General features: G+C 67.7%; 6 protein-coding genes. 2 read left to right on the forward strand and 4 right to left on the reverse strand.

Going from position 1 to position 11,834, the window contains the following annotated elements; translation table 11 throughout:
- From GT042_RS00745 to GT042_RS00755, 3 genes are all read right to left on the reverse strand, one after another.
- On the reverse strand, nt 1-3,620 hold a 3,620-nt coding region (locus GT042_RS00745; protein ID WP_161306749.1), incomplete at its 3' end, for a DNA methyltransferase.
- Complete coding sequence (drmD, locus tag GT042_RS00750; protein WP_161306750.1) at nt 3,620-6,868, reverse strand: DISARM system SNF2-like helicase DrmD; 3,249 nt, start codon at nt 6,866-6,868, stop codon at nt 3,620-3,622. The genes GT042_RS00745 and drmD, both read right to left, overlap by 1 nt.
- A 128-nt stretch (nt 6,869-6,996) precedes the next feature.
- The gene (locus GT042_RS00755; RefSeq protein WP_161306751.1) at nt 6,997-8,652 is read right to left on the reverse strand and encodes a serine/threonine-protein kinase; all 1,656 of its coding nucleotides are present in this window, start codon (nt 8,650-8,652) and stop codon (nt 6,997-6,999) included.
- 774 nt (nt 8,653-9,426) lie between these two features.
- On the opposite strand from GT042_RS00755, the gene GT042_RS00760 reads away from it, so the two are divergent.
- Nucleotides 9,427-9,828, forward strand: a complete 402-nt coding sequence (locus GT042_RS00760) for a hypothetical protein (protein WP_161306752.1) — start codon at nt 9,427-9,429, stop codon at nt 9,826-9,828.
- Nucleotides 9,829-10,355: 527 nt separating this feature from the next.
- Complete coding sequence (locus tag GT042_RS39795) at nt 10,356-10,481, forward strand: hypothetical protein (RefSeq protein ID WP_272925662.1); 126 nt, start codon at nt 10,356-10,358, stop codon at nt 10,479-10,481.
- 49 nt (nt 10,482-10,530) lie between these two features.
- Here GT042_RS39795 and GT042_RS00765 read toward each other — a convergent pair whose 3' ends face one another.
- On the reverse strand, nt 10,531-11,487 hold the full coding sequence (locus GT042_RS00765; RefSeq protein WP_161306753.1) for a DUF2090 domain-containing protein: 957 nt from the start codon (nt 11,485-11,487) through the stop codon (nt 10,531-10,533).
- Nucleotides 11,488-11,834 lie beyond the last annotated feature (347 nt).

The raw sequence follows: 11,834 nt of genomic DNA on the forward strand, positions 1-11,834 counted from the left end.
ACCTTGCGGTTGTTCTTGAGTCGTTCGGGCTTGACGTCTCTTTCGACGCGGGAAAAAACTTCCGGGTAGCTCCGTGCTCGTTCCTCGCTCCAGTCATGGAAGTTGATCACCCAGCGGCTCGCCGAGCAGTCCGGGCGGGAGTTGAGGTCCTCGCCGTTGAGGTAGGGGAAGAGAACGTCCTTGTTGCGAGGGTCGCGCTGGATGAGGTCGGCTGCATGTTCGGGGGTGAGGACGAACCCCTTCCCCAGTACGTATGAACCGATGAATGCCTGTGGCCTGTCAGTTGTACGACCGTCGGGCCCTCCGGAAGATGACCCCGCTACCAGACGGTATGGCCGTCCGGAAACCCGAGACCGCGGATCAAGTGACGAAGTGATACCCCGGACCACGACATCGTCCAGCACACGAGTGGCCTCGTTACCCAAGCCCAGCTTGGTGGTCCACACGGCGCAGTACTCCAGCGCAGCAGACCTCGAAGGCCAGCGCGCGCTCTTCACGGCTCGGCGTACCTCGATGCCGTCGTCGAGTAGCTGGTCGAGGCCAACCTCCCGAGTATCTCCCTGGGCGAGGGTGTTGGTAGCGATCAGGCCCGTCTGGCCGCGTTCGCTGAGCAACTGGTGGGCCCGGAGTTCGAAGTACGCGACGAGGTCCGCGCTACCCCGCTGCCCGCGTCCCAGCCCAAGCACGAGGTACTCGCGGTACGCCTGTCCCAGAGTCCCCGTCAGCTTCTGACCGCCGAGGAAAGGCGGGTTGCCGATGATCGCGTCGAAGCCACCCTGCTCGGCTTCGAAGACCTCGGGGAAGACGAGAGGCCAGTGCACTGGCAGGCGAACGAAGCCATCCGTGGGTAGGTCCTTGCTCAGCCACTCCAGAGCCCGCGTCCGAGCTTCGTGGATCACGGGGTCGGAGTCGCGGACCTCATCTGAGGCGACCGTGCTGGCCAATTCCGCGGCCTTGAGGTAGAGCGAGTCACTGCCGCCCCTGGAAGCGAGGCCGGCTCCCGTCGTGAGGTCGCCGATCAGTCGTAGACGCTGAAGATGTTCGTTGCTGGCTGCGAGCAGGCGCCGTTTCTCGTCCAGGTCAGCGATGGAGTCGCTGTGGATTCCGGCGATGGCCTGACGGTTGCCCGACGCGCTATGGACACGGGCGCGCGCCTGTTCAGTCCACAGCTCGTCAAGGCGTCCCTCGTGTAGCTTGCGCCCTGCGACCGGATCCAGGTGAACGTTCTCGATCTGCTCCAGCTTGGCAACCCCCAGCAGCGAGTCCCCCGCCACCAACCGGTCGTCCAGGAACGTGAAGGGCCGTTCCGGGTCCATGGAGATCAGCCACAGCGACAGCTTGGCCATTTCCACGGCCATGGGGTTGATGTCCACCCCGTACAGGCAGTGCTCGATGATCAGGCGCCGGGCGCGGACCATCAGTGGGTCGCTCTCCGCGTCCGCCGCCGTCATCGCGCCTGTCTGGTCGCGGTGGCTGCCGCGGAAGGCCAGAGCCTCCTCGTCCTCTGCCTCGACCCAGGCGTCGACCAGTCGGTCCGCGAGGTAGCGGCAGGCGGCGACCAGGAAGGCGGCCGAACCCATCGCGATGTCGGCGACCTTGAGCTTCAGGATGTCGACCGCGCTGATGAGCTTCCACTGCTTGTCGTCCGCCGTCTGGAGCGGGCCCGGACGGTAGACGAGAGGTTCCAGGGCTCCCTCGGCGACCTGCTGGGCCAGGACACGTGGCGTGTAGTGGGTGCCGGTGTTCTTGCGGAGGCGGGACTCCGTGACGTACAGGCCGTCCGCCGGGATCACCACCGGCAGGCCACGCAGGTCGTCGCGGAGGAGGCCGTGAAAGGGGAGGATGCGCTCGGCCAGGTCGCGGTCGTTCTCGGTGACCGCGAGCAAGCGGTGAACGGCCTTGCCCCGCGCTTGGTCGTCGCCGGGGGCGAGTAGCTTCTCCATCTTCGACGCCGCAGCCGGCGGCCTGGGGTCTTTCAAGTGCTCGTACAGCTTCTTCGACAAGCCCGGGAGGTTGGGCTTCTGGCCGGGCACCGCGCGTGGGCCCACTCCGAACGGGGCAGCCTGTTCCTCTAGTTCGGTCAGGCTCACCTCGTGTTCCAGGCCGGGCTTGCCGATGAGGCCGAGCACGGTGTCCTGGGCGCGCTTGCCGTCGTACGAGAGGAGGCCCTCGTACACGTAGCCGATCTGCTCGACGTCGAGGGCCCGGAAGGTCAGTCGGCGCCGCTCCTTGTTGACGACGACGAACTGCACCGAGTCGAGGACGTGCAGGACGGTCCGGTCGTCGATCGGGAGGAGGGAGGTGTGGCCGTCTGCGGCCCGCGTGGCGTCATTGTCCGTGGCGTCTGCGCCCTCCGGCACCGCCTCCAGCCAGGGGAAGCGCTTCGGGTCGAAGATCGAGCCGTCGTATGCGGGCAACGTGAGCAGGGGGTGGTCCACTCCGCCGTGGACGGCGTGGAAGAGGGCGATCAGCCGGTGCCAGGCGGCGGTGGTGTGGTCCAGGGAGTCCTCACCGTCCGCGCGGCGGCGTTTGTCCAGCGTCTCGTACAGCCGCCCGGCCGAATACGCCTCCGCGTAGAGCTCGTTGTCAGCGGGCAGCAGGCCCCGTTCCTCGGCGAAGAGGAGGAAGACGACGCGCATCATGACCGCGACGGCGCCCCGGTAGACCTCGCTCGCCGACACGCCTGACAGTCCCTTGCCGCCGCGTTTGACCATCCGGGTCTCGGCGCGGCCGATGGAGTCCACCAGGAGTTCGACGGCCTGGCGGACCTGGATGCCAAGGGCCTCGGTGACGTCTTCCTGGCCGTCCAGGCTCTCGCGCAGCAGCGCCGGCAGGAGTTCGTCTGCCGGGCGTCCGAAGAACCGACCGCGGCGGAGGAGAGACACCCAGGCGCGGACCGCCACCAAGTCGGCCGCCTCGTTCCAGGCGATGGTGTCGAAGGTGGCGCTTGTCGTGACGCCGCCGGGCGGTGCCCAGACCAGGGTCCACCAGCGGCCGTCGGTGACCAGGCCCAGCTCGACGCCGTGGTGGCGCAGGACGTGGGCGAGCCGGTCGACTCCGCTCGCAGCCCAGGAGTCGTCCCTGATACGGCGGGTTGGCACGGTGTCGGGTGGCAGGACCATGCCGAGGATCGGTACGTGCTGGGCCCTGCCGGCAGCGTCCGGTTCGGCAGTGAGGTCGGTTCCGGGGCGGACGAGAGCGAAGTCGGGGCGCACGGTGGTGTCGGCCCCGGGCGGGCTGACCGCGAAACGATCCAGCAGAGTGTCGTCCTCGGCGAGGCTCTCGCCACTGTCGCACTGCCCGGCACCCTCCCGCAGATGCAGAGCCTCGTCCCATTCCAGCAGGGTGCGTAGTAGGAAGCCGATCCAGTCGAGCCGACCTGCGCCCTTGCGGTCGTCCTGCCAGATGCCGTGCTGGAGGCGGATGTCCGCACGACGCCCGCTGGGCACACCCTCCAGCTGTGGCCAGCTGCGCAGCAGGACCGGCAGGGTGAGGAACGGGCCGGACACCTCGACGAGGTTCAGCCAGTCCAGGTGCTGTTGCTTGCCGTCAGACGCCTTCGCGGCACGGATGGCGGCGGCGGAGGGGCGGCGGCTTCCGTTACGGGGCGCGTGGCTCATCAGTAAGCCTCCTTGGCGGGGATGACGAAGACGACGGCGACAGGGAAGAGATGGTCCTGCGGGTCGCGGTAACGGGCAGAGATTGCCGCGAGTTCGCGCTCCCGCTCGTCCTCCACGCCGTCGAGCCGGGCCCGCCAGCGTTTGCGGTCGTCGGCGAGCTGGCGGCGTTCGTCGGGATCCTTCAGCTCGTCCAGGCCGAAGAGCGTGTCCGTGCTGGCCGTGCGGGAGGCCGCAGTGGCGGAGGAAGTTTCCCCGAGCCGGTTTCGCAGGGTGCGCTGGAGACGGTCGAGGGTGGCGTTGATGCGTTGCTCCTCATCGGCCTGCCGCTCGGCCAGCCGGTCCATCAGGGACGTCTTGCGTTCCTTGCCCCGTGCGTCGACGGACTGGGTGAGGCCCTCATACGTCTTCGGCCAGCTCTGTTGGAGGCGGTGGAGCAGGCGCTCCTTGGCGGGGCGGCCCTCGGTGAGGGCGTGGTCCAGGATCGAGGCGACCGCCTCCACGCCTCGCAACCGACGCTGCCAGCCGTTGTCGCCGAGCCAGCCGCCCGCGTGCAGGACCTCCTCATGGAGGCGCTGCCCGTCCGTGCCGACCAGCACGAAGCGGGCGTACGCGCCGACGAACGTGGTCTCCAGGGCCGGGTCGTCGCTGACGACGGCCGTGATCCGGCGCAGGTCGACGTTGTCCGCGTTCCACACGGCGGCGCGCAGCAGCCGCGTCGACATGGCGACCAGCGGATGGTTCAGATGAGCCAGCACGATGTCGGGGCGTCCCGAGGCCGCCTGCGCGTCGAAGGTAACCGGGCGCAGTACGTCGGGGCGGAGCTTGTCGGGCAGGCCACGGGTGGCGCGCTCCCAGGAGCCGGTCAGTGGCGGCACGGTGTACAGGCCCTGCCGGAAGTCGTCCTCGGACGGTGCGTTCTCGTCGAGACACGGCACGAGGGGCTGCTGGCGGGCCAGGTTCAGCGCAGTGTTCACCACGCGAGCGACCCGGTCCGGGGTGATGCCGAGTTCTACGGTCGTCTGCTTCAGTTGGGCGTTGAGCCGCCGCACCTGCTCAGTGACGTTCTGTTCGGCGTCCACTTTCCCGCCCGTGGGACGGCCCTTGATCTTCTTCGCGCGGGCGTGCTCGATGTCGAAGTCGCTGAGCTGGCCCGTCATCCGCAGCTGTACCTTCTCAGCGAGTACGGCGTTAACCTCGCCGAGGTCCTCCTCCATCTGCGCGACTTTCCTCGCGATACGGGCGAGGAACTCCAAGTCGGCCTCGTACACGTCCGTCCTGGCCCTGTCCCAGGAAGCGCCGACGAAGTGCATGATCTGCGGGTTGTGGCGCTGGCCGTAGCGATCGATACGGCCGATGCGCTGTTCAAGCTTGTTGGGGTTGAACGGGATGTCGTAGTTGATCAAATACCGGCAGTGGTCCTGTAGGTCGATGCCCTCGCTGGCTGCGTCGGTGGCGATCAGGATGCGGACCATGCCCTCGGGGATGGTGGGCTGTTCCTGGAACGCGAGCCGGGTCTGCTCGCGCTCCTCGGCGTTCTTCCCGCCGTGGAGCGTGAGGACGCGGCCCTTCTGGGCCAGGCCCTCCTGCTGGAGCAGGTTCAGCAGCCAGTCCTGAGTGTCGCGGTACTCGGTGAACACGACGACCCGTTCGTTCCCCCACGTCCCACCGGTGAGGCAGATGGACTTGAGGGTCTTGACGAGCTCCTTCGCCTTGGCGTCGGGGGACGCCTGGTGGGCCTGGCCCCAGTGGGCCATCCGCTGGAGCAGCTCGGCCTCTTCCTCGGAGGTTCCCGGGGTGACCGTGGCGGCGCGGGTGATCGCGTCGTGCTCGGCCTCGGCCAGTTCCTCGTCGTCGAGCTCGGCGGCGTAGTCCTCGTACTGGGTGATCCACAGGGGGGTCTCGACCGGGGCCGGAACCTCCTTCTTCCCGCCGGACTTCGCCTTGGCGCGTACTGATTCGAGGTGGACGCCGACGGTGTGCGCGAAGGCTGCGGGGGAGGAGAACAGGCGCTTCTTCAGCAGCAGGGTGACCAGGTCGACGGCCTTCCGGCCGCCGCGCCGCTCGGGCGCGACGCGCTTCTTGCGCAGCTCGGCGTAGCGGGTGAGGAGGGCGTGGATCTCGCGCTCGGTGTCGGGGTACTCGACGGGCAGGGCTTTCGATTCGCGGATGTGGAACCGGGGGGTGCCGTCCTCGTTGGTGACGGAGGTCTTCAGACGTCGTACGACTGTGTCGTCGAGGGCGGCCTTGTCCGGCTCGCCGCCGCGGAAGAAGCGCTGGTTGTCGATCAGTTCCAGCAGGGCCGTGTATGACTCCTGGTAGCCGTTGTGAGGGGTTGCGGAGAGAAAGAGCCGGTGCTCGAAGTGGGGGGCGAGGCGTCGGATCAGCTTGGTCTGCAGGGAGTCGACGGCGTAGATCTGCTTGGGTGCGCTCGGGGCGACATGGTGCGCCTCGTCCAGGATCAACAAATCGAAGGTACGGCGTCCGGGGCGGCCCGGCAGCTCCGTCGACCCGCCCGCAGGCAGCACCTCGTCGAGGAGCCGCTGGGCCTTGGGCGTGCGCAGCCAGGGAAGGCTCACGATGGTCAGGGGGAACACGCGGAACGGGTTCGCAGCGCTGCTGTGCGTGCGGCGCAACTCGGCGCAGCAGGCTGAGTCGACCACAGTGAAGTCGAGGCCGAATTTGTCGGCCATCTCATCGCGCCACTTGAGAGTGAGGCCAGCTGGGCAGACGACCATGACGCGGTGAGCCCGGCCGCGCAGCCGCAGCTCCTCGGCGACCAGTCCGGCCTCCACGGTCTTGCCGAGACCGACGTCGTCGGCGAGCAGCAGATTGACGCGGGGAGCACCGACGGCACGGGCGACCGGTTCCAGCTGGTACGGCTCGATGGCCACCCCTGACCGGAAGGGGGCCTGGAGCGTCTTCACGTCGGCGGAAGCGACAGCGGACCAGCGGACGGCGTCGAGGAAGGCCGCTAGTTGCTCCGGCGGATCGAACGCTCCGGTAGAGGCGTCGGGAAGGGAGCCGGCGGGAAGGACGCGGCGCCCCGGCTCGACCTCCCATATCACGGAGAGAGTATCGCCGTAGCGGCCATCGGCGACGGACTGTAGATGCACCACGGTGACATTGCCGACCGGGGCGGCTTCGACTCCGGACACCACCCAGTTCTGGCCGCGTACCTGGACGAGCGCGTTCTCCTTCGGCGGCGCGACGATTGCGGAGGCTTCGGAAGTGCAGGTGGTTCCGGGCATGCGGACATCCTCCACTATTTCTATCGGCGGGACGGCGTTGCCTACCGGAGTGCCTCATATTGACGAGCGATTCGTTCATTGACCTAGTCACATAGTTCTGCCCTGCTTGTGGGTGGGTCGTCGGCGGATCACTGCGGGAGGCGGAGAGCGCGGGTCAGCCTGCCCAGGCGGCTGACCAGACGCTCGACCTCGGCATGGGCGGGATGGTTGGGAGGCAGCGCGGTCCGTTGGTCGTCGGCAAGGTGGCGCAGAGCCTCCAGGGCTTCACCGGCCGAGCCTGAGCCCGCCAGGAGGGTGGCGATGTCCCGACGGGTCTCCAACACTTCCGGATGTAACGGGGGAAACACCCCCTTCTGGAGTTCGAGTGCCTCGCGAAGTTCCAGGAGTGCGGCGGAGTTGTGCCCTAGCCGGCCAAGGCAGCGGGCTGCCATCACCCGGCAAGCCGCGAGGTCCGCGTCCGGCGCGGAGCGGGCCGACGCCAGGGCTTCCGCGAGCTCCAGGCAGCCCTCCCGTGCCGCTTGCAGTTCCTGCGCTTCGAACTGCAACTGGAGGATGGCCAGTCGGCGGGAGACGACCTCTGGGTGGGAGGAGTCGAAACGCGGCAGTACCTTGTTGAGATCCTTGCCCAGTAGTTCCAGCGCCTGTGACAACCGTCCCTCTGCCGCAAGGCGTTGCGCGCGTTCGCGCAGGTCCGTCGATTCTGCTGACGGTCCGGCCCCGGATGTGGATGGCGGTTGCGCTGGCCGAACGGGAGGTTGTGCAGTTGCGAGCGGGGACGGGGCGGGCTCCGGAACGCGTGCGTGTGCTCTGTCCGGAGGCGGATCGTTCCGAAGGTCCGTGCCATCGTGGGGCGGGCGCGCGGTGGCTTTGCCGGGCCTCGGAGTTCCGGCGCGGGCGGACTTCGGCACCGCCTGCTCGGCCCAGGGCGCGAGGACCTCCCGGACTTCGGCTGCGTCAGCCGGCCGATCCTCCGGGCGCTTGGCGAGTAAGCGGGAGACTAGGTCACGCAGTTCGGCTGGTGCGTCGTCGCGCAGCTGATCCAGCGGTACCGGAGTATCCGCGATGTGCTGGATCACCAGGGCCAGCGGCTCGTCGGCCGTGAACGGCGGTCGGCCGCCCAGGAGCTCGTACAGCACGCAGCCCAGTGCGTACAGGTCACTGAGAGGAGTGGCTGCTTGCCCCTTGCCTTGTTCCGGAGAAATGAAGCCCGGAGTTCCGGCCACCATGCCCGCGTCGGTTAACCGTGGCCCGTCCGGTGGTTGCAGGGCAGTAGCAATACCGAAGTCGAGGACGCGTACCGTGCCGTCTGGCGTGAGCATCACGTTGCGGGGCGTCAGGTCCCGGTGGACGAAGCCGCGTCCGTGAGCCTGGACCAGCACGGAGCACACCTGGGCGCCCACGGCGGCGGCCCACTCCACGGGAAAGGGTCCGCGCTGGGCCACCAGCCGGTCCAGCGTGTGTCCGTACACGCGCTGCATGACCAGATAGAGCCGATTCGCTCGATGGGTGCCCGCATCATGGATGACCGGTACGTACGGATGCTCCAGCTTGGCCATCAGTCGTGCTTCCCTGGTGAAGCGGACGACGGCGGGGTCCTGCGGATCGAGCCTGCGCGGCATCTTGGAGACAGCCGTCTGCGGTGTCAGCAGTTTCACGGCCACAGACCGGTCCAGCCGCTGATCGTACGCCGCCCATACCTCGCCCATGCCGCCTCTGCCGAGCAGCTCCGCCAGCTCGTAGCGGCCGTCGATCAGTTCGCCCCTCGTCAGGTGGTGGTCCCTCATCGCTTTCCCCGCGCCCTGTTGTCGAACCGGGTTGCGGATGGTCGCGGTGAAGCTGGGAATCGTCGGACGATGCGCTGCCGTTCGATGTTGGAGTCGAGGTGCTCCGAGCGAATGAACTTGAGGGCGACTGGATACAGATCGGTGCATTCCCGTAGCTGGCCCATCGCTCCGCGGCCGATCGGCGTGCGCATCTCGCAGCGATCGACGATGCGCCGTCCCCGAGCCATGCGGGGGCCTCCCCAAACTATGTACAGAACCGGTCCGTCCCGGACCATCACGGTGCGTTCAAGGTCGCTGACGATCCTAGGTCAGTACGAGAGGACCTGGGAGCGGACGAGCAAAACGGAAACAGCCCCAAACTACCGACGCCCCACTTCACGCTAGTTAGGTGCCCTCGGAGCGACGCGTCCTGTCCGCCGAATACGTGAGCGATGCGTGAGCGGATGGGGCGGCACGCGTTGGACCAGGCGTTACGCGAATTGGAGTTGCACGTCTCTGACCAGGTGCAACGGGATGGGACTGCATGGCCTGGCATCCCTCGTCATGATCTTGCAGGCCCTTGTAATGCGTAGGTCGTCGGTTCGAATCCGACAGGAGGCTCACTTGCAAGCCCAGCTCAGACGGTGTCTGAGCTGGGCTTTTTTGTTCGCATTGATCCCTGCGGCCGGTCGGCGCGTCCGTGCCCGGACTCTGGGCAGGGGCCGGGCAATCCTCCGTCCCAGGCGACCCGGGACGCCTAGACTGACCCGGCCGCCACGGAAGGAATGATCACAAATGCGACCCGCGCGATTTCAGGATTTCACCCTCGACCTGGCCAAGAACACCCCCGGTGTGACCCGCGTGCAGACTCTCGCGGATGCCGGGGACACCACCCACCCGTTCGGAGTGGCGATCACGAACGGCGACGGGGAGGCGCGGTGGCAGATCATCGGTCAGCTCGCGGACGGCGAGAAGCATGAGCAGCCTGATGTGCCCGTCAGCGGTGACCCGTTCGGGACCTGGACCGAGCCCAAGCCGGGGGATCACGAGGGCTGGCTCGTCGCGGTTCTCGCGCGGGCGGAGTCCCCTGAGATCGCGAACATCGAGCCCTGGTCGAGCCGTGCCGGCGGGAAGGAGTCGCCGGGGCTCACCGTCTTCTTCCACAACGGGGCGCGTGCTTTTGTGCGGAAGATCTGACCTTCCCGGCCGCCGGCCGGGGAGGAGTGCACCACCTGTCAGGCACCACCTTTGCGAGGAGGAGCTGATATGGCACTACGGTCCGATCCCGCCCGGGTCGAGGGGACGTGCCCGTCATGCGGGCAGTCGGTCGGCTCGCCGCCCGGCTCGCCGACGACGGGGCATCAGAAACCCCACCCGAGCCGTGAGACCTGCCCGGGAGGCACCACCCAGTAAGGCACGGGAGTCCTGATCGGCACCCTGCGGGTGTAGTCACGAACCTGAGCGACAAGAGAGCCCCTGCCCACCAGCGCCCGGTGGGCGGGGCTTTTGCGTGGGTTGTGGTCTCGGTCCTGGTCGCAGCAGTGGGCCCGGGGCCGGCGATGGAGGCGGCTCCCATACGGCGGTGCCGGAACCGCGATCGGTTTCGGCTGCGAAACCCGGGGCACCGGCAGGGATCGGGGGGCGGCAGTCCGTACTGCCTCACTTCCGTCCAGGGTTCGGTCATCGGCTCGGTCGACGCGACGCGGGATCGGTAGGAGGGTGACATGGCATTCAGTCAGTTGTTGGCCAAGGGAGCCGGGGAGGGCACCCCACCCTTCTGGATCGTTGCCATCGCCCTGATCCTTGTCGTCGGGGTGGTGTTCTTGGTGAGCAAGGTGCGTAAGGGGTAGTGCCGCGAGCCATACGTTTGTGGCCGTGAACGGTCGGATGGGGGTTCTTCTACGCCTTGCCGTTTCGCGCTTCGACGTAATATCGCGCGTAGCCCACGTACGCCTCTGTGATGGAAGCGCGTGTCTCGTCGCGGGTCGATTGTCCGTGGACGTAATTCTCCAGGGCCTCCCACCAGATGCTCCGGCCGATGGCGAAACCCATGAATCCCTCCACGGGTGCGGCGATCTCCAGCCAGTGGTCCAGCTTCTCCCTGGGGGCGTGACGGCCCAGGACGACGCAGCGTGCGTTCCGGGACCCGCGTCGGGCGGTACGGGCCACGGACTCGGCGTCCTCGCGGGTCTCCAGGCCCTCCACCTTCCAGATCGCGGGCTCCACGCCCCGGTCCTGGAGGTACTCCATCACCCGCACCGTCGCCGCGCCGCGCAGCTCCTTGTCGTACCGGTCGGCTGAGCCGTCGACCGCCGCGAGGTCGGCTTCCGTGGCCGGTACCAGCAGTTCGAGGATGAGGCTGCGGCCCACGGAATTCCCCCAGGACACCACCCGTGCCAGCCGCTCGGCCTGTGCGTTCCGGTCGGATTCCCCGTAGCCCGGATTGTCACGTACCAGGACCTTCGAGAACGCGGCCGGAAAGTACTCGGCATGCTGCTGCCACTCATCGCCGTATTCGAAATGGAACCAGTCCTGGCCGCTCTCCTCGATCGGCATCGCGAGGTCGATCTGCCCGCTCTGCACCGCCAGCTCCGCTGCCGTTGCCCCGTAGCGTTCGTCGATGAGCAGGCCGGCCCGGGTCGATTCCGGGAATTGCGGCAGGGCGTCCACGACCGCTTCGTACACCAGCAATTTGCCGTCGGCGATCCTCGCCGCCTGTGATGGTGTCGGGGTGGCGGTCAATTGGTAAAGGTCGGTTTCGAGGCTCGCGCGGTGGTCAACGGCGCAGATCAGGAGATCGTCATGACTCGGTGCGTTCTCAGGATTGGCGGGATTGTTCTGCGCTGTCCAGGACAAATTAATCCCTCCTTGCTATTCCCCCTGAATTTTAACCGGGTGTGGGGAGGTGTGCCACGCACGGGGCGCCGCGTACAACGCCTGCCGTACGCCGAAGAGCACATTCCCGGGGGCCGTCTCCGGCGTCCGCCCGCCGGTCCCGGGCGGGGTGCCGCGCGGGTGCTCCGATCCCGACAGGAGAGCTCTCTTCGTGGCTGCCTTCCTCTACCGAATCGGTCATCGCCCCCGATGCCGGGTACGGAGTCGCAGAACGCGTTCGACCTGCTGGACCAGCGCTTCCCCTCCGGCAACTCCGAGGGCGCGGACGCCCGCCTCGTCTTCGTCGCGCCGGACGGCCGGAAGGTCAC

The organism is Streptomyces sp. SID3212 (genome assembly GCF_009865405.1).
Taxonomy (GTDB): Bacteria; Actinomycetota; Actinomycetes; order Streptomycetales; family Streptomycetaceae; genus Streptomyces.

Excerpts from the sequence above, each read along its gene's own strand:
- drmD (WP_161306750.1), bottom strand. The coding sequence starts at position 6,868 with ATGCCCGGAACCACCTGCACTTCCGAAGCCTCCGCAATCGTCGCGCCG.
- GT042_RS00755 (WP_161306751.1), bottom strand. The coding sequence starts at position 8,652 with ATGAGGGACCACCACCTGACGAGGGGCGAACTGATCGACGGCCGCTAC.
- GT042_RS00760 (WP_161306752.1), top strand. The coding sequence starts at position 9,427 with ATGCGACCCGCGCGATTTCAGGATTTCACCCTCGACCTGGCCAAGAAC.
- GT042_RS39795 (WP_272925662.1), top strand. The coding sequence starts at position 10,356 with ATGGCATTCAGTCAGTTGTTGGCCAAGGGAGCCGGGGAGGGCACCCCA.